The following is a 19,868-nucleotide window of genomic DNA, read 5'->3' as shown; positions in this document are numbered from 1 at the left end:
ATATTAGTTTTTATGGTTATATTATTAATTTCCGTCGGGTTTTTCCATTTCGCAGAAAGGTGCCGGACACCAAAGGAATGTTTCTACTTTGTCCGGTTGGGACGGATCGTAAGAAATATCTGTTTTCAGGTATTTAGTCAATTCCGGCGTTACCTTTTTCATCCCTTCAATCACACATTTGGCTATCTGATAGGCCCCGTAAGGATTAAAGTGCGTATTATCAGCCAATTCCTTTTTTTGTCCGGAGAAACTTCCCATCGGATAGTGTACAAAGGCTTTTTTTGATTCACTTTCGCCTAATGCTTCATACAGCGTACCGGTCATGTTATTCAAATCTATTAAAGGTACATTCTCCTTTGCTGCGATCCATCGTACTGCATCCGGATATTCGCCATGTGTATTGACGGTACGGCCTTCCTTGTCAAATCTGCGGCGGCGTGTCGGGGTAACCAGCACCGGATTTCCACCTTTCGCCTGCACTTCGTCGATAAATGTTTTCAGATAAGTCATAAAAGAGTAATAAGCTCCTTTGCCGGCCCCTTTCTGTTTTTGGTCGTTATGCCCGAATTCCACAAATACATAATCTCCTTTCTTCATTTGTGAGATAATCTTTTTCAACCGGTTTCCACCGATAAATGTATTGGCGGATAAACCGGATTCCGCATGATTGGCTACGGAAATCTGGTCATTGAGAAAACGGGGAAGCATTTGTCCCCAACTGGCCCAGGGCTCATTTTCCTGATCCACTACCGTGCTGTTTCCGCATAAGAAGATTGTGGGAATGGAAGGGTCGGCAGCTTCTACATGGATGCTTTCGCATGCAGGTGCCTCTCCGTTGATTTCGATTGTCAATCTGTCGTCCCAATCTAACTTGCTCTTTTCGCGATCCTTTACCTTTACGGATTCTTTGGCGGAAATGCGGGGACTGCGTTTATTGACGATGAATGTTTCTTCTACGAATTCTCCTTTCTTTGTCGGCAGATTTTCTACGAACAGGCGGCGTGATTCTGCACGGACAGTCGTATTTCCTGCCTGATTCTTACTTCCCAGGCGTACAGTGACGCGGTAATTCCCGTCGGGCACACGTACCGAGAAATAAAAAGGTGCATTACTACCTTTTTTAGGAGTGTCTACACGGTCGTATCCATATCCGGTTTTTTCCGAGTAGCGGGGAGCGTCGGCTAATTTAAAAGTCTGTGGTAAATTTTGTGCTTCTATACTAACTGATGCCAGTAATAAAAGGCTCAATAAAGTTGTTTTCATTTCAGGTAAAATTAGAGTATGTGTGAGTGAAATTCTTGTTTCTCGTTTCCGCAGCTAAAATAGTGCGTTTTTCTTTCATGTATAATGGACATACGTGTGAAAATATGGATTAATTGTGTTATTTACTGTCCGCACCAATATAATATCCCAGATGTGTCGGCTGATTGTAGCCTACATTCTGCATTGCCTGTGACATATCATAGGTATGGTCGTTCATCAGATGTACAAACCGGTGTCCGGTGGGATGATTGCTGGAGAATATATAAATGTACTCTCCGTCTTTGCTCCGGTATATCACTTCTTCACGGTAGTCACCCAGGAAATCTCCATAATAACAGGGATTGGCTTTGGTGGAGTTGTTGGAATAAACCCCACTGCCGTAATAGGTAAAAGTGGCTACCCGCGATTTATCCCACGGAGCAGATTTCGTGTAGCTATGTACCATCACATCATCCAACATTTGGCGGGTCAGGTCGCCTGTCCAGAAGATGGCGTTGTTGTAGCTTTTGGAACCGGTTTTGGCAGAAGGCAAAGTTGTACTAAGCAGCTGTCCGGTCTGACAACTATACACGCCGCTGGCCTCGGACGACCAGTATTCATATCCGGGACTATCCGGAATAATGTCTGCTACCAGACATCTTCCTACATCTCCGGGCGGATCTTTATCTTCATCCTCTTCATCTGCACCATCTTCGCCACTTCCGGAGCCTGATCCGCCTGCATGACCGGTTATAAACTTCCCCGTCGCTGCATCGAATACGGCACAGCCATAGCCAAATCCGCTATTTATATATTTATTCGGGTTTTCGAAACAGGCCACCACTTGTAATCCCGGTCGGTCGGGAATGAATTTCCCTACATGGAGTGCATCTCCGTGTCCGTTTCCCGTGCAATAAAGTCCTTTGCCGTTGCGCGCGATGGCTGCTGATCCGTAGAGAATCTCGTCATATCCGTCACCGTTCAGGTCTGCCACTCTGAATGTATGTGAACCCATATCCCTGTAAGACTCATATCCTTTATCGTTCGTATTGAACTTCCAGCGGGGAAGCAGGGAAGAGCCATTGAAATCGAGTGCCCATACCTGCCAGTTCCTGTAGATTCCACGAGTGATGATTAGGCTGGGATTGGCTTTTCTGACACCATTTTGCGGGATTCCGTCCAAATAAGCGGCTCCGATAAAGAAACGATCCATGCGGTTGCCGTAGTCGTCTCCCCAGTAATGATGCCAGTATTTGGCACGCTCATAGTTACTCCCTTCACCGCCCCGTGGAATATTGTTGGTACGGCCTACTTCTATCCCCTGTCCGTTGACGATGGATATATATTCCGGCCCGTCAAAGATTAAACCACAGGTAGAGTGTAGCGACTTTCCCGAATACCATCCTTTCCCTGAAGGATCTTTTTGCCTGTAATCATTTATGTTTCCACTGGCATCCGTTATTTTTTCGCCGTTGGCGAATTTAGTGCCTTCGGAACTGCGGAAAGCAATTTCGCATTTTCCGTCACCGTCAAAGTCATACACGATAAAAGAGGTATAATGAGAGCCGGAACGTATATTGATACCCATGTCTATCTGCCAAAGGAAAGTGCCGTCCAGTTTGTAGGCTTCGAGCAGCGTAGTGCCCTCTCGCCACCCGCCCTGGTTTGCTCCGTCGTAAGGTTGACGTTTAAGTACGATTTCCATTACTCCGTCACCGTCGAGGTCACCTACTTGTGCATCATTAGCGGCATAGGTCAGGCTGGGGTCGGGGAGGTTACTGTTTAGCCGGATGGCACGATAAAATGTTTCCGCCATTTGGGGAGTGAATGTATATTCGCAGAGCGTTTGTTCCGAACCGGCAACAGTGACACGATATCTATGGGTCGTCTGTGCATGAATGCTTTTATCCGCCCAACAGGTAGCGTCTGTAACGGGAGTTTCGTTCAGTTTGACTTCCGGGCCGTTATCTTCGCTTTTATAAATATCAAATGCCAGGTTATCGGGGTCAGTGGGGAGTAGTCGCCAGCTGACTAAGGCATGTGAATAGCCGGAAGTGTGGTTTAACGTTCCCCTGGGAGTAGGGTCATAACTCACCCACATACCGCGTTTCCCTATTATAATTTCTTTTTCAGGTTCTTCCTTTTTTTCGGTATTCTCCATATTATCGTTTGCCGGCGATTGTATTTGTTCATCTCCGCAGGCAACAATAAAAAGGAGCATTCCGAATATGGATAAATAACGTAAATGTTTCATGGTCAATACATTTGGTTAACGTTCGCTTACAAAGATGATGAGAGTATCGTGTCCGTAACATGGACGCTCGTACGTTTGCATGGATTATTTGTCCGTGCTGTTTTTTATTCGGAGCGGATTTGATAATCTGTGCTGGTTTGTGTACGGATGTCCATTCCCCGGCACTTATTCTCTGCATACATTTGCCATACATTGATGAATGTATCTCTGTACTTTGTAAAAGTTGAACTATAAAAATAATACTATTATGAAAACTCGTAAATTGAAGATTGCGTATGCTTTCCTGCTTTTCATGCCGGCAGTTACGTTGCTCCAAACTTCTTGCTCAGATAATGAGTCTGATGATGCTGCCGGGCAAGGCAGCGTGGAAATTGCGGCAAACTGGGACGATTATTCGGAAGAAGCGGAACTCCCCGGCAATTATACCCTTGCCGTTGTGGGTATCGGTGAACAGGCAATGGATACCCGTACCGCCACTTTCAGCTCTTTGCTGGATGCGGGGACGTATGAACTGGCTGCCTACAACACCCCTGAGAATATGACTGTGAATAACCTTACCGCTACCGTGGCGCTCCATGAAAACGGGACACTTCAGCAACCGGGATACCTTTTTTCCAATACCCGTATTAAATCGGTAGTGGTTGAACCCGGCAAGACTGTGAAAACTTCCCTGAAAATGAAACAGCGTGTCAGGAAACTGACATTGACCTTGACTCCCAAGGGCGGCGACCCTGCACAGCTTGAAGCGACGGAACTGGAAGCTGTTTTGTCAGGCATTGCGTCTACATTTAATCTTGCGACGGAAGAACTGTCCGAAGCAAAAGACATCGAACTCGTCTTCAAGAAACAACCTTCCGGTTCTTATTCTGCCACCATTTGTATATTAGGTGTAATGGCGCAAGAAAAACAGGAACTCACTTTTCAGTTGGATTTGTCCTTGGGAAGACATTACAAATTCAAAGGCGATCTGACCGATGTCCTGAGATATTTCGGAAACGATATTGCCCCTCTTTCCCTCAAGGCTCGTTTTGAACTTCCCGGAGGTATTGACGGCTCCGGCACTATCCTACCATGGGAACCGGAATTTGTGGATGGGCCGGATGATGTCGAACTTCATTAAAATATAGAACTATGAGAACCAGAATTCTTTTGACGGCAGTATCATTTGTGATGTTGGCTGCATGTAACAATTTACAAGAGGCGGAAGAGGCAGCCGGGCAATTTCCGGTGGCCGCCAGTGTATGGGGAACTGTCAATGCGGACAACGTGCCGGTGAGCCGGGTTGCAAATGACGTATGGGAAACCGGAGACGCAATCGGCATAACCGGAAAAAGCGGAAATGTTGAATATGTGAATAAACGGTATGACTTCTCCAAAGGCTCTTCCTTCATTCCTGCGGGAGAGATAATTTATTATATAGATAAGAAGACTGTAGAGTTTTCTGCTTATCATCCTTTCAACGAAACAGGAGGTGCGTTTGAAGTAAATGTGAGTAATCAGAATGAAAGTAAAAACTTCGATTATTTATATGCTACTGCAGAAGGTTCGGAGGCAGCTCCACTCCTGGACTTTAAATTCCGGCATCAGATGTGCAAAGTAGTGCTGAACTTCCTACCGGGTAGTGGCTTTGCGGAAGATGCGGACTTTAGTAACGGTATTATCCGGTTTGCCTCTTTGCATCCCACCGGTACGTTTAATACCATCACCGGTAGTGCTGAAATTAATGCGGAAGAAGCGGGCGGACTTGAATTTATTGCCGGAACTACCATTGTACCGGCTGGAAATACTTACTCATTTATCCTCCTGCCCGAAACAGTTTCCGGCGGTGTTGCACTCTCATTCATTCAGGAGGATGGAACTGTCTATGAAGGAGCAAGCCTGACGGGGAAAGAATCTGCTGATTTGGCTTTAACACCGGGCAAAGTGTACGAGTATAACGTTACGGTGAACCGTGAACGGCTTACCATCTCTTCTTCCGCTATCCACGGGTGGGATGAAACTCCCGGAGATAAGGATGTGAACATAAATATATAATTCAACCTGTTAATGAGTCTGATAATTATGAAACCAGATAGTAGAAAATTACGGATGTTCGCCTGGCTGTTTGTTATGGCAGCAGGCGGTGTACTGACATCATGCACATCTGATGAAAAAGAAATTTCCGGTTCGCCGGACAATAAATATCCGATGGAGTTTGTGGGACAAGTCTTTAACCAGTCGATCACGCGGACTACTTCGGAAGGAACATGGACTGGAACGGAAGAAGTGGGCGTACAAGTCGGTGATGGAATAAAGTTGTATAAGGCAGATACATACGGAGCTTTGACAACCGAAGATACCCCCTTTTATTGGGAAAGCAAGACGGCAACGGTTGATGTATTGGCATGGTTTCCTTGCAATGGCACAGAAGCGTTGCCCGCATCGTTCCCTGTGCAACAGGATCAGAACCAAAATGATGGTTTTCAGAACAGCGACTTCTTGAGAGCCAAAGGTACTTTTACCTTTTCCGGTCAACAACCGGCTCTGGATTTTTATCATCTGCCAGCAAAAGTGAAACTGAATCTGAAAGCCGGCGAAGGAGTGGAAGATCCCGAAACAGTGAAGAATGCAGAAGTAACCTTTGTCAACATGGCATTAGCTTCCGGTGAAATAAACATGGCTACGGGTGAAGTGGCACAAACTACCGGAGAGGCAACAATTATTCCTCAAAAGCTGGATGAAGAGAGCGTAACAGAAGGCTGTTTGCAGACACTGCAAGCCTTACTGGTGCCGCAACAAATGAGAGGCAAACAGTTTATTAAAGTAGTAGTGGATGGTGTTGAGGCCTATTATATCCCGGCGGAGGATGATGCAAACCTGCAAGCCGGTTACCTGTATGTTTACAATATTGAGATAACCCACAGAAATGAGATTGAGGTGACTCTTGCCGTTTCCGGTCCTGCCTGGGCAGAAGGGAAAGAACAAACTGTTGTCAGCAGTACTTATTACACGGCGGACGATATGAAACCCGGCGATTTCTTTTACCGTACAGCAGATGGAACGGGTTGGGCAGTAAGTGATGGTGGTTTGCGTAAAGTGAATCATGCAACAGGTGAGAAAGAGTGGGAAACTCCGGCGCAAAGTCCCGTTGACTTTACAGACGGGAGAGTATGTATCGGCATTGTTTTTCAGACAGAATCAAAACGTATCAGTGCACTTGAAAAGGCAAAAGGGTGGACACACGGGTACGTGATGGCTTTGACCGATGCTGCCGAAAAGTGTACTTGGGGTGATAAGACCATAGATGAAGATACGGGAGAAATGACTGAAGGCATTAATTACTTCCCGAATCTGGCAACAAACTTCGATATGTATGGCGATATTGACGGATATGGCAAGAAAGTATACATTGCCGGACAGAAACTTGCCGGAGTAACAACTGCCGACGGTACACTTTATGATGTTTTCTACCACTCGGAAAATTATGGAACGGATGGTAGCGGACAGTATGCTGCGCCTGCCGATGGAACGACTTCCGGCTGGTATCTGCCTACTATCGGACAGTGGTGGGATATTCTGGAAAATCTAGGTGATGCTAATGGACTGATAGCCTTGAGAAATAGTTCAGGAACCACTGTCGAACTCAATAATGGGGTTTCCCAGGTTGCTGTAAATCGAATGAATGAATTGATGAACGCTAGTGGACAGACTGTTACCTCATTTAAGACGGATACTTATTATTGGTCAAGTTCGGAAAAGAGTAGCGGTGTCGCCCGACGTGTTCTTTTCGATGGCTCGAAAAAGAAGTATTCTTTACGCATTGGAGATAATAATAAGGATAATGCTTCGACCAATATCCGCTGTATTTTGGCTTTTTAAAAGGATACATAGAGAAACATCCCGTATATGAAAAAATAAAAATAAGAATATGATGAAATTATATAAGTTATTTATTCTGTCAGCTTCTGTTTTTCTGCTATCAGCTCTATCAGGCTGTTCCAAGGAAGAAGATGCTTTTACCACTTTGCCGGAAGGGGGACTTCCTCTCACTCTCAAAGTCACTTCGGACAATTATATATCTACCGGCACTGTTGAAACACGCATGGTAGAAGAGGGTTACACTACTCAATTTACTTCCGGTGACGAGATTGGTGTTTTGCAGCTCACACCGTCATCCGGAAATGGAGGAGAGACAGTATCTAAAAATTATCGCTTTACTCTTGATGATGAGGGTAATTGGACAGGAGTACCATTGTCACATAAGCAAGGGGATGAGTATATCGTTTACTATCCTTATATTTCGGTTAGCAGTAAAGAGGAACTGGAGGCATATTGTACTTCATTCGAACCTCGTCTGAACCAAGCCACTTACGAGGATTATACGAAAAGCGACCTGATGAAAGGAGAAGGACTCGTATCAGGAACTACATTGAATGTCAATTTGGAACATCAGATGGCATTGATCGTGATCGAAGTTCCGTTGGGCAAATGCGCGACTACCAAAGACGGTAAAGTGAAATATCATCCGGCTACTACGGTTTTGGGTGCACCTGCTTTTTTGTGGGAAGAAGGAAAGGTACCTTATCAGACTTCGGATGAAAGAATCCTGCGTTATATCATCAAGCCGGATACGGATTTCTCCCTGAAAGGCAGTTATCCTTATTATATAGGTACACGGAAATTCGACATAGCGGCTACTGCATCCGATGCGGCTGCCAAACACTATCTTTTCTATACGCTTGATGAGGGAGTGGAACCGCCGGGTAGCCGTGACGTTCGGGTAGGAGATTATTATATGAGTGACGGAACTATACTTCCCGGAGATGTAGCCAGTGTACCTGAAGGCTGTATCGGTATTGTATTCCAGACAGATGCGGAGCGTATAAGCACCGATGAACTGGCACAAGGATGGACGCATGGTTGCGTTATGGCATTGACCAATGCTGGCAAAGATTCCAAATGGGGAAAGGCTGCTACGGAAGGCGATGGAGAAAACTCTCCGTTTGCGGACCATGCATCTACCTATAAGGGGATGTATCAGGAGATAGGCGGATATGTGAAAACGAAGTATATGGTGGATACGTATGCAAATGAGGCTACTTTTCAGGAGGTGAACGGAGCTTTTTATCAGGCCAGTCAGTATGGAAAAACGGCGGCAACGACATCATATAAAGCTCCCGTAGGTACCAGTGGTTGGTATTTGCCAAGTATAGGCCAATGGTGGGATATTTTTGAGAACTTGGGAGAAGCGAAAGGGTTGGCCGCTTTGAGAGATAGCGGGACGACATCTAGCAATATTGCAATTAGCTTGAGTGGAGAATCAGTATTGGGAACCCTGAACACTTGCCTGAAAGCTGCATCATCATCAGCCGATGAATTTGAAAGTTCGAAAAATTACTGGTCGAGTTCAGAACATAATCGGAATAGCAAAGGATTGGTTTACGCACATTCCGTGTCTTTGACTGCTACATCCCTTACAACTACCAGTGCTACAAAAGCAAGCAACAGTAACCGTAGGGTTCGTTGTGTACTCTCATTTTAGAAACCACAAAAGATATATATTAAATGTTAGTTCTCATGCTGGGATGTCTTGAAGGTATTTCGCATGAGAACTATGTTACACTTAAATGAATCAAAATTATGAAAATGAAACTCCTTTTTCTAGCGGCTCTTATACTTCTTACTTCCGCTATTACAGACAATTCTCCGGTAACAATTTATATGGTTGGTGACTCAACCATGGCAAATAGAAATCTCGCGAAGAGCCCGCGAAGCAAGGAACGTGGATGGGGAATGATGCTAGGCAGCTTTTTCCCAACTGACAAAGTGGTAGTTGCCAATCATGCAGCTAGTGGACGCAGCACGAAGAGTTTTATCGACGAGAAAAGATGGACGCGTGTAGTCAATCAGATAAAACCGGGCGACTATGTATTTATCCAGTTCGGACATAATGACGAAAAGAAAGACAATCCGAAACTCTATACCGAACCGGGCGGCACGTTTGACGATAATCTGCGTAAGTTTGTGAATGAAACCCGTGCGAAAGGCGGTATTCCTGTTCTTTTCAATTCTATTGTCCGCCGCAAGTTCTGCCAGGACGAAGCGGGGAACTTTACCGATTCACTCTCTGATACGCATGGTGACTATCTTCTTTCTCCTAAACAGATAGCTGAAGAACTGAATGTGGTCTTCATTGATATGAACAAGATGACTCATGATCTGGTGCAACAGATGGGGCCGGAGAAATCGAAAGAACTGTATATGTGGGCTGGAAAGAAAGATGATACACATCTGAATATCAAAGGTTCCCGCGTATTTGCCGGAATGGCGATTGATGCGGTCGGCAAGAAAATTCCCGAACTGGAGAAATATATCCGTCACTTCGATTATGTGGTGGCCACGGACGGAAGCGGTGATTTCTTCACCTTGGATGAGGCTTTGAAAGCGATTCCGGCAAAGAAGAAATGCACAGTGCTTGTACGTACAGGGCAATATGGTCCCAAACCGGAGATTAAAAACAAGTTGATAAAGATTATGGAAGATGAAGGTGTCACTTACGGAAGTCCGGCAATCTAGCAGGAAACGTCATTTGAATAGCAGACATAGAAAAACCATAATTCCCACCACAACGCTGGAACGGCTCATGTTTTCGAGACATGAGCCGTTTTCGTATCGTTCAGAATTAGTTCCAATCAGCATCTATTTGTTTCTAGCATCTAAAGAATTTATCCCTAGAGCTGCATAATTCTATTCGTCTGACAACTGTTAAACTTTCGTCTGACAGTTGTTATTCTTTCGTCTAACAGTTGTCAGACGAAAAATAAACAGCTGTCAGACGAATAAATTCATGAATAAATTTTCTTTGTTTACTATTATTTGAACTGATATCCTCTGAAAGTTCCTTTTAAGTCCGTGCCGAAATAGAATCCGGGTTGGGTGGGTTGGTTATATCCTACATTTTGGGTGGCGATGCTGATTCTGTATATCGGATCTTCCAGGAAAGTATGGAAACGATATTCTGTTGGAATTGTTGATACATATAAATGCAGGGAGTTGTTATCTTCGGAGCGGAAAAGGACTTCTTCGCGCCAATCACCGAGGATATCTCCTTGCAGGCAGGGGGTGGCTTTCGTACTGTTATTGGAAGCAACTCCTTCAAACTCGACAAACGGGATAAAGCATTTCTGTTCCCAGTCATATTTGCTGATGCGGGTTTTATCCAATACTTCACGCAATAAATCACCATCCCACCAAACAGCCATGTTAACAGGGAAGTTTTTAGTCTTCGGAGCAATCAGTTCCCCTTTGAAATTGATGATGCCGCCTGTTCCCGGTGACCATAATTCCACTCCCGGATTCGTCGGGTCGATGTCAGCGGCCATACAACGGCCTATATCCCGGGTACTCTTGAGTTGCAGGATGATTTCTCCGGTGGCAGCATCCCGATAAGTACTGCCGTCACGTTTGTTTTCGTGGCAGGCCCATACTTGCAGACCTTTGCGGGCAGGGTCTATTTGAGTCAGTTGAATGGCATCGCCATGTCCGAGGCCGGTAGAGTAGAGCCCTTTGCCATTATGGTCGATGGTGCACGAACCGTAGATGATTTCATCACACCCGTCACCGTCTATGTCTCCTACACGGAGATTATGGTTTCCTTGTTTGGCATACTTTTCATTTCCGGGGATGTTTGTATCGAATACCCAATGCTTATTCAGTTTCTTTCCATCCCAGTTGAAGGCAGCCAGTACGATACGCGTGTAGTAACCGCGGCACATCACTACGCTGGGACGAACACCGTCCAGATAAGCGATGCAGGCGAGAAAACGGTCGCTGCGGTTGGCACGCGTATCACCCCAGTCTTTGGGATTTCCACGGGCAGGGATATAGTCAGTAGTGTAAAGTGCTTCACCGGTAAGTCCGGAGAATACGGTCAGATATTCGTTACCTTCCAGTATGCGTCCCTGACGAGTAAGTTTATTCTTTTTCTTATCAAATACGCCGGGCTCGCGATAGTCGGCTTTGGCATTTCCTAGCACTTTTCCTTTGCCGTCTACCGTTCCGTCCGAAGTACGCATCACTACTTCCGCTTTGCCGTCGCCATTGAGATCATACACCATGAATTGGGTGTAGTGTGCTCCGGCACGTATGTTCTTTCCCAGGTTGATGCGCCATAGTTGCTCGCCGTTCAGCCGGTAGCAGTCAAAATATACTTCGCCTGTATATCCGTCATGAGAATTATCTTTTGCGTTGTTGGGTTCCCACTTCAGGATGATTTCATATTCACCGTCACCATCTACGTCACCAATAGAAGCATCATTCGGACTGTACGTATAGGTATCTCCTGCCGGAGTCACACCGTCGGCAGGCTTCTGCAATGGAATTTGCAGGTAACCGAGAGGGGCGTTGGCGGGAAGCGTGTATTTGCCGTCAATGTGATGCGTCTCTTTTCCTTTCAGTACGGGGCGTACTTCGTATGCCGCCGTTTCCAGACTGCTATTCTCGTCACGGAACAAAGTACCCGTGACCACCGGTTGAGCAGTCAGCTTCTTACCGCCACGATATACATTGAAAGCCGTTTCCATCGGATCTGAAGAAAGATACCGCCATGAGACTACTACTGTCGAGGGACTTTCACGGATGGCAACTACACCGCGTCCGAGTTTCTCCTTTTGTAGTTTTGAATAGTTATAGTTGGGTTGGGCATTTGCTGTCCATGTGGATGATAATGCGAATACGCACATCAACCGGTAAATATATCTTTTCATACCAAATTATTTTTAGTTTCTATAAATTTCCGGAAGGCATACTTTTCAGATGGATATTACATTGATCGTTGTTCTCGGATGCAATAGTGGTGTTGTCCTTGGTATCCAACATAATTTCCGCCAGATTAAAGTTTCTGCTATATCGGATTCGTCCTGCTTTCTGTGCCTGTGCTTCGATGGCATACAGGAAGAAATTCTCCAGACGTAATGTATCGTTCCATCCCGATGCGGAGATAAACTCTCTGACGTTGGTGGCTTTGACATGCGAAAGATAGACGTTACGGAATTTCGGATACCCCTTTTCTTCGGGCGCTACCGGAGTGAGCAGTATTTTCCAGTGCTCGGGGATTTCTTTGTGCGAATATTCTTCGGGCAGGGTACTGTAACTATATTGCGGATTCCAGTTCAGATCAGCGGCCAGTACATTGCGTACACTGTCTGCCTTGACACGGGTAATATAGATATTTTCTATGATTCCGCCACGGTTCATGGCACTCTTTAGTCTTAATACACTCCAGGTGCCTTGGGCTGTGAGGTCGTGTCCCAGGATATTTCGTATGCCGCCGGAAGTTTCGCTTCCGCAGGTGATAAGTCCCGCACCTTTGCGGGTGGTACAGTTACGTATGACTACATTCTCCGTCGGGCGGTTGACGCGCAGCCCGTCTGTGTCTCTGCCCGATTTCAGGCAGATATTATCATCATTGCAGTCTATCATACAGTTTTCTATCAATATATTGGTAGAGGAATCTATATCCACTCCATCTGTGCTCGGTCCGCGTCCGCCGATATTATTGTTAATGGTGAGTCCGTTGATACTGCAATAATCGGAGTAGAGAATCTGACAAGCCCAAAAACCGGTACGCATCAGGGTGAAGTCCTTTAAAGTCACGTCTGTGCTCCGTTCGACCAAGATACCACGTACACGCTTGCAATCATAATCCACAGCCCAGCGCAAACCTTTCTTTTCGTACTCCCTGCGCATGCTCCAGTATTGATCCCAAAACTTCTTTCCACGGCAGTCAATCATTCCCTCGCCACTGATAGCTACATTCTTCTGCTTGATGACATTAAGAACGGCCGACGGCCATATCATTTCAATACCGGCGATGCGCGAACGGAACTCGGGATAGTTGTTTATATCGGTAGAAGCGAGTAAGGTCACCCCCTTATCCAGTTGCAGGTTGACACCGCTTTTGATAAACAGAGCTCCCACCAGGTAGTGTCCGGGAGCCAGTATCACGGTTCCGCCCCCTGCAGCGGAACATTCGTCAATCGCCTTTTGAATAGCTTCCGTACTAAGCCGGGTGCTGTCGGCTACTGCGCCGAAAGAGTTGGCGGATATAATTCTTCCGTCCGGGTGCTGTCGGCTGCCGACGCTGTCTGCCCAACTCAAGTCCACTTGCTGTGGCAGTTTTCCCCAGTCATAGGTGTGATGAGTCTGTTTGCCGGGATTGCAGGCTGTCAGGAGTACACCGGTTAAGAGGGAAGTAAGAATGCTGTTTATTCTCATTTGATAAACTTTTGGTGATTAAGATTTCTAAGAAATATTGTCTACGTAATTTTTTCGACTAAATTAGCGGCTTTTATTGGAGAGGCGAATGGAGTGCTGTACGAAAGCATGGATTATTTCTTGTATATTGACTGCTTGTGATAGAATGTCCATGGATCACATAAAAAGTCCATCCTTATTAGATATTCGCAGTTAGAATCCCTTCAGGATGGGGTACATTGATAGTCCATACAAAAGTACAAATGTCCATTCCTGACAGGGATGTGCAGTCTTATCTTTGCCGTATAATAAAATCTTGTTGATAACTCTATTTTAATTTTAAGACTATGATACACACGTTATTTGGTTTATGCAAGAAACGTTTCAGCCGGTTGGTAACTTGCGGCCTGGTCATGTTGATGTTGCTATTGCTGGCAGGTTGTACCGATACGGAGGAACAGTATGAACGTCCTTCGTGGTTGGAGCCACCTATTTATGATGTATTGGCAGGGAAAGGTAATTTCTCCATGTATTTGCATGCGGCGGATAAGACGTTGTATAGTTCCATCCTCAAAGGAGCAGGTAATTATACTGTATTTGCCCCGAACGATGATGCTTTCCGCAAATTCCTCTCTGAACACAATTATACTTCTGTTGATGAAGTTCCCGTGGATGTACTGACACAAATTGTCGCTTATTCGATGGTATTCAACCGTTTCGAGACTGCCCGCCTGGGAGATGTCTTGAATAGTGGTATTTGGGAAACCGGGACTTCTATCAAAAAACGCTCCTCTTATTATAAGGCACTTTATAAGGAGACTATCGACGGAGTGGAACAGTGGGTGGTAGACAGTCCTGCCGATGTGACGGCTGTTGTTACTCCTTATAAGTTTTTACCCATTTTCACCGATTCTTATTTTACGGGTAATCTGTTAACTGCAACCGATTATGAGAAATTCTTTCCGGATGCCGCCTATTCAGGATTGAATGCTGCTGCCGGAAGCGTATTGAATAAAGATATGTATGCCGAAAATGGAATTATCCACGAGGTGGATGCAGTTAATTTGCCATTGGATAACCTGGATGAGATGTTGAGAAGGGACGAGCATGAATCCTTCCGCAAGATTTTAGAAACGAAAGTAGGAAGTTCCTATCTGTTTGTCTCTTACTTGTTGGGTGAAAATACAACCGAAGTTTATAAGAAACTTTATCCGGATCGTAATATCTCTGCAGTTTATTGCAAGACTTATCAAAACTTGCCTTATTTATTAAATAATGAAGATTATAAAGGTACGGAAAGCGGTACGACGGAACAACATGGATATACCCTGCTTGTTCCTTCCAACGAGTCTGTGCAACGGTTTGCGGAAATGTTGTGCGAACGTGCCGAGGTGGGTGACTTGTCAGAACTTTCACTGACCGCATTGACCTATTTCCTGAAAGCCCACATGGTGCCGCGTATTGTATGGCCTTCGCACTTTGCCTCGGAACAGAACTCCAATGAAGAGTATCTGAATGGTGAAGGAAAAGACGGGCCGGATTTTGATGCTTGTGTAACAAAGAGCAGCTTTGCCAGCAACGGTGTACTGTATGATACGAAAGAAATCGTGCAGAGCAAATACTTCACCACTGTTTATTCCGAAATCCTGCTGAATAAAGACTGTCGTAACTTGGCAAATATAGCCTACGAGAAGTTTTTTATCAACGATTGGATACCGGAGATGACCAAAAGTAAGTTGACGGGAGATAAAGAAGTAGATTATATCATGGTACTTCCTTCGGACGAATTGCTGAAAGCGGACGGATTCTCTTATGACGAAGTGAATAATAAATTTCTGAATGAAAATCTGACTGCTTCTGCCGATGCGGAAGACCGCATGAAAAGGTTGCTCCGTTCGTGTGTGTTTAAACGTACGAAGGGATTGACGGAACTGGATGATTTTGCCGGATTTCCCCAACTGTCTTACGACGGATATGGCTATGCGGTAAATATCTATGGAGATATGATACGCTTCAGGGATAACAAACTGCAAGGCTTGGGCAACATCCTTGATGGTACGGAAGTAGAGGTGGAAGAAGTCGATTTTGACTATATCAACGGTCATGTTTTCCGCATTACAAACGGAACAATGATCGAATACAGTCCGCGCAACAGTGGTGGTACGGCTGCATTTACCGTTCCTAAACTTTACGACCGTATCACCATGTATGCACAGGAAAATAGTGACTGTCGTTTATTCAAGCAATATATGGATAGAGTCTATGGAGGGAGTTCTCCTTCTTTTATCAGAGAAAGTACTAATTATACAGTTCTGATTCCTACGGACGAAGCGATACAAAATGCGGTGGGTTCGGATCTTCTTCCCGCTTTACCCAGCGGCAGTGATGCTTTTGAATCGGAAGACAAATCGATGGTAGAACGTTTCATACAACTTTGTTTTCTTACCGGAACAGTAGTGCCGGATGATGGAATGCCTTATATAGAACCGGGAAAGAATGAAAGCCTTGCATTGAATACTGTCTACAAACTGACGGATAGCGAGCTGGATTTATGGTCGGTCACCACTGCGGTGGTCGTATCCAAACAGGCAGACAATAGTTTGACTTTCCGTTTCCGGGATATAACCAAGAACGACTGGCTTCAGGTGGAGGGATATGCACCGGTCAATGTCGTACGTGAATCTGGTAAGAGTAACTATGTAGGCCCCTTGTCTGTGATACATGCCGTGGATGGCATCATTGGGTTTACAACACATCCCAAAGAATAATTGAATCTAATATTTACCTAATTAAACACAATGATAATGAGAAGATATGTATATCAGTTCATCCTTCTGACAGTACTGTGTTGTATGCCTGCACTTTCATCTGCCCAACAAACAAAGGTGGTGATTCGGGGTGTAGTGACAGCAGCTATTGACAAGTTGCCTCTCCCGGGAGCGAATGTATTGCTGGTTAACAAGGATGGACGTGTGGTAGGAAATGCAGTTACCGATATGGACGGTAATTATAGTATGCGTGTGGAGACGCGTGCCGGAGATAATCTGGTGGCTACGTATATAGGTATGAAGAAGGCAACTATCCCTGTAAAAGGAAAAATGACGATTAATATTGTTATGCAGGATGAGACGGTGATGCTCGAAGGTGCCACTATCGTTGGAAACAAACGAGTGAACAACGGTATGATGGATGTTAGCGAACGTGATTTGACAACAGCCATGAGCCGCATCTCTATGAGCGATCTGGAAGACGGAATGACTGCGCCCAGTGTGGAAGATGCCTTGCAGGGACGTATTGCCGGTATGGATATTGCCGCTAGTTCGGGTGATCCGGGAGCGGGGATGTCGATCCGAATCCGTGGTACGACTTCCATGACAGGTTCTTCACAACCGTTGATTGTAGTAGACGGATTTCCCTATGACGTATCTGTGGATGACGATTTTGATTTTGCAACGGCAGACGAGGAAGAATATTCCCAGTTGTTGAATGTGGCTCCGGACGATATTAAGGAAATCACTGTGTTGAAAGATGCGGCAGCCACCGCCCTTTATGGTGCGAAAGCCGCCAACGGTGTATTGATGATTACGACCAAGCGGGGAACAGTGAGCAAACCACGTATCTCTTATACATTTAAAGGTACGGTAATCAGCCGTCCTCACGGTATTGAGACTCTTTCGGGAGATGAATATACGACATTGATACAAGAAGCATTGATGAACAGTGGAAAGATTTATGACCCGACAGCTGATCCTGAATTTGCTTATGATGTCAACCAGCCTTATTATTTTTATAATTATGGAGCTAATACCAATTGGTATGACGAAGTAACCCGTACGGGATTCAGCCAGGATCACACGGCTTCTATCAGTGGTGGTGGAGACAAGGCGCAGTATCGTGCTTCTATCGGTTACTATAATGCCAACAGTGTGGTAATAGGAACCGGATTAGACCGTATCAACGCCCGTCTGAATGTGGATTACAATATATCGAAGCAGCTTAAATTCTCCGCCAGTATGGCTTATACACGTACTGACGACCGGAAAAACTATATCTCTTATTTTTCTACCGGGCAGAATGCCACGAGTATGGCTTTCACGCGTATGCCGAACATGAGTGTGTACGAATATAACGAGATAGGGCTATGGACTGGTAATTTCTTTACCCCGGAGGAATCTCCGCAGGGAAAATGGAATCCGGGCAGTTCTTCGGGAGGTGTTTACAATCCTGTGGCAATGGCGAAAGATGGTTATTTCCAGACGTTATCCAATAATGTGGTATCCAATCTTTCATTGATTTGGCGTCCGCTGGCATGGATGCGCTATCAGTCGGACTTCAGCCTGAACGTATCCAATAATAAGAAGAATGCTTTCTTGCCGCAAACGGCTACGGGACGTCCCTGGAATGAAGCAACGGTGAACCGTGCCGACGACCGCGATGGCGAGGCCTTCACGATCTATACGATGAATAAAGTGATATTTACACCTGATCTCGGCAAGAAACATAGTTTTCAGGGGTTACTTGCACTGACTACTTCTGACAAGCGTTCGACTAACTTCCGCCTGACGGGAGGTAACCTGGCAAGTCCCTACCTGAAAGATCCTTCTATTCCTTCACGTGTGACTGGTGCCAGCTATCTGACTTCTTCCACTACTCTTCAGCAGGAACGTTCTGTCGGTATGATGGGGAGTATTCAATATAGTCTGCTCGACCGTTATATTGTCAATACGACCGCCCGTTATGATGGTAACTCCCGGTTTGGAAAAGAAAATCGCTGGGGGTTGTTCCCGAGTGTTTCCTTGCGGTGGAGGCTTTCCGGTGAACCGTTTATGAAACCGTGGAAGAAATGGTTGAATGAACTTAGTCTTCGTGCCAGTTATGGTCTGAACGGCTCGTCACCGAAAACAAATAATAATTATACGCATATCAGTCTTTATGACTCTTATGAATACTCCTATTTGGGTGAAACGGGTGTTTATCCCGCCAATCTTGAATTGAGTAATCTGAAATGGCAGACAACAACACAGGTGAACTTCGGTATGAACTTTGCGGCTTTCAAGAATCGTTTGAATATCGATGTGGAAGTGTATCAAAAACGTTCGAAAGATCAATACTTCCAAAACCTGTCCTTGCCTTCTACCACCGGCTTCACCAAGGCGGATGTCAACTCCGGTTCTATGGAGAACAAGGGATTCGAGCTTTCGATCAATACGGTTCCATATCGTTCGAAGGCATGGAATATTTCTTTCAACATCAACCTGGCACGTAATATCAACTCTATTCTTGATGTGCCCGACCAATATCCGATGCAGAAAGGGGTGTTGACAACCAACGGTCAGTATGTCCGCCGATTCGAGTTGGGACAGCCGATAGGTGCGATTTATGGATTCCGTTACAAGGGAGTTTATCTGAATGATGACCAAACGATTGCTCGTGACGCAAATGGTAACAAGATTTACTCGTACGATGCGAGCGGTAAACGGACGCCGGTACAGATGCGTTTTGCTTATCCTACCATCGACTATCAGTTCAAAGCGGGAGATGCGATCTATGAAGACATTAATCACGATGGCAATATCGACTATCAGGACGTTGTTTACTTAGGGAATGCCAACCCGATACTGACGGGTGGTTTTGGGCCTAACATCCGCTATAAAAGTGTCAGCGTAAGTGCGTTTTTTAATTTCCGTTATGGAAATAAAGTCATTAACAAAATGGGAATGAGCTTGCAAAATATGGCATCCTACAATAATCAGAGTAAGGCTGTACTTCGTCGCTGGAGACATCCGTATGAGGACGAAGCGACGGCACCGACTGATTTGTTGCCGAGAGCGGTGTATGGTTCGAAGAATGCCTACAACTATTTGGGCTCCGATCGCTTTGTGGAAGATGGTTCTTTCCTGCGCTTCAAAACGTTGACAGTGAAGTACACCTTCGATAAGAAACAGTTGAAGAATACTTTCCTGCAGAGTTGTCAGATATGGACAACATTGAGCAACCTGTATGTCTGGACGAATTATTCCGGAATGGACCCGGAAATAGCATTAACCGGAGGGGCGTTTAAAATGGGTGAGGATAACTCCCGTATCCCTCGTTCTTTTACTGCTACATTAGGTATGAGTGTTACTTTTTAAAACTGAAG

Annotated in this window: 11 protein-coding genes; 7 read left to right on the top strand and 4 right to left on the bottom strand. The window is 45.3% G+C overall.

Annotation, left to right across the window (positions count from 1 at the left end):
- Positions 1-24: 24 nt before the first annotated feature.
- Positions 25-1,263, bottom strand: coding sequence for a rhamnogalacturonan acetylesterase (locus H8796_RS03920; protein WP_117932849.1), 1,239 nt, complete (start codon positions 1,261-1,263; stop codon positions 25-27).
- Between the two features lie 118 nt (positions 1,264-1,381).
- Entirely contained in the window at positions 1,382-3,496 is a 2,115-nt protein-coding gene (locus tag H8796_RS03915) for a hypothetical protein (RefSeq protein WP_117932851.1), read from the bottom strand.
- Between the two features lie 247 nt (positions 3,497-3,743).
- Between H8796_RS03915 and H8796_RS03910 the strand changes: the two genes are divergently transcribed.
- The 5 genes from H8796_RS03910 to H8796_RS03890 all read left to right on the top strand — a co-directional run bounded on the left by H8796_RS03910 (position 3,744) and on the right by H8796_RS03890 (position 10,051).
- Positions 3,744-4,616: a FimB/Mfa2 family fimbrial subunit gene (locus H8796_RS03910; protein ID WP_009001044.1), complete on the top strand. Its 873-nt coding sequence runs from the start codon at positions 3,744-3,746 to the stop codon at positions 4,614-4,616.
- Positions 4,617-4,627: 11 nt separating this feature from the next.
- Complete coding sequence (locus tag H8796_RS03905; RefSeq protein WP_117932853.1) at positions 4,628-5,530, top strand: fimbrillin family protein; 903 nt, start codon at positions 4,628-4,630, stop codon at positions 5,528-5,530.
- A 27-nt stretch (positions 5,531-5,557) separates the two neighbouring features.
- A complete protein-coding gene (locus H8796_RS03900; protein WP_158577277.1) occupies positions 5,558-7,354 on the top strand; it encodes a fimbrillin family protein in 1,797 nt (598 codons plus the stop codon).
- Between the two features lie 49 nt (positions 7,355-7,403).
- Positions 7,404-9,017 (top strand): fimbrillin family protein, encoded by a 1,614-nt coding sequence (locus tag H8796_RS03895; protein WP_117932857.1) that lies wholly within the window; start codon positions 7,404-7,406, stop codon positions 9,015-9,017.
- A 98-nt stretch (positions 9,018-9,115) separates the two neighbouring features.
- A complete protein-coding gene (locus H8796_RS03890; RefSeq protein WP_117932859.1) occupies positions 9,116-10,051 on the top strand; it encodes a rhamnogalacturonan acetylesterase in 936 nt (311 codons plus the stop codon).
- A 296-nt stretch (positions 10,052-10,347) separates the two neighbouring features.
- On the opposite strand, the gene H8796_RS03885 is transcribed toward H8796_RS03890, so the two are convergent.
- The gene (locus H8796_RS03885; RefSeq protein WP_117932861.1) at positions 10,348-12,240 is read right to left on the bottom strand and encodes a rhamnogalacturonan lyase; all 1,893 of its coding nucleotides are present in this window, start codon (positions 12,238-12,240) and stop codon (positions 10,348-10,350) included.
- A gap of 19 nt (positions 12,241-12,259) precedes the next feature.
- Positions 12,260-13,750, bottom strand: a complete 1,491-nt coding sequence (locus H8796_RS03880; RefSeq protein WP_117932863.1) for a glycoside hydrolase family 28 protein — start codon at positions 13,748-13,750, stop codon at positions 12,260-12,262.
- A gap of 326 nt (positions 13,751-14,076) precedes the next feature.
- On the opposite strand from H8796_RS03880, the gene H8796_RS03875 reads away from it, so the two are divergent.
- Positions 14,077-16,497 carry a fasciclin domain-containing protein gene (locus tag H8796_RS03875; RefSeq protein ID WP_117932865.1) on the top strand — a complete coding sequence of 807 codons (2,421 nt, stop codon included), beginning with the start codon at positions 14,077-14,079 and terminating at the stop codon, positions 16,495-16,497.
- Between the two features lie 36 nt (positions 16,498-16,533).
- A complete protein-coding gene (locus H8796_RS03870; protein WP_158577278.1) occupies positions 16,534-19,860 on the top strand; it encodes a TonB-dependent receptor in 3,327 nt (1,108 codons plus the stop codon).
- The last annotated feature ends 8 nt before the right edge of the window (positions 19,861-19,868 follow it).

The organism is Bacteroides sp. M10 (genome assembly GCF_014334015.1).
Classification (GTDB): Bacteria; Bacteroidota; Bacteroidia; order Bacteroidales; family Bacteroidaceae; genus Bacteroides; species Bacteroides intestinigallinarum.
Note: the sequence above shows the minus strand (reverse complement) of the source record. Positions and strands in the feature narration are given on the sequence as shown.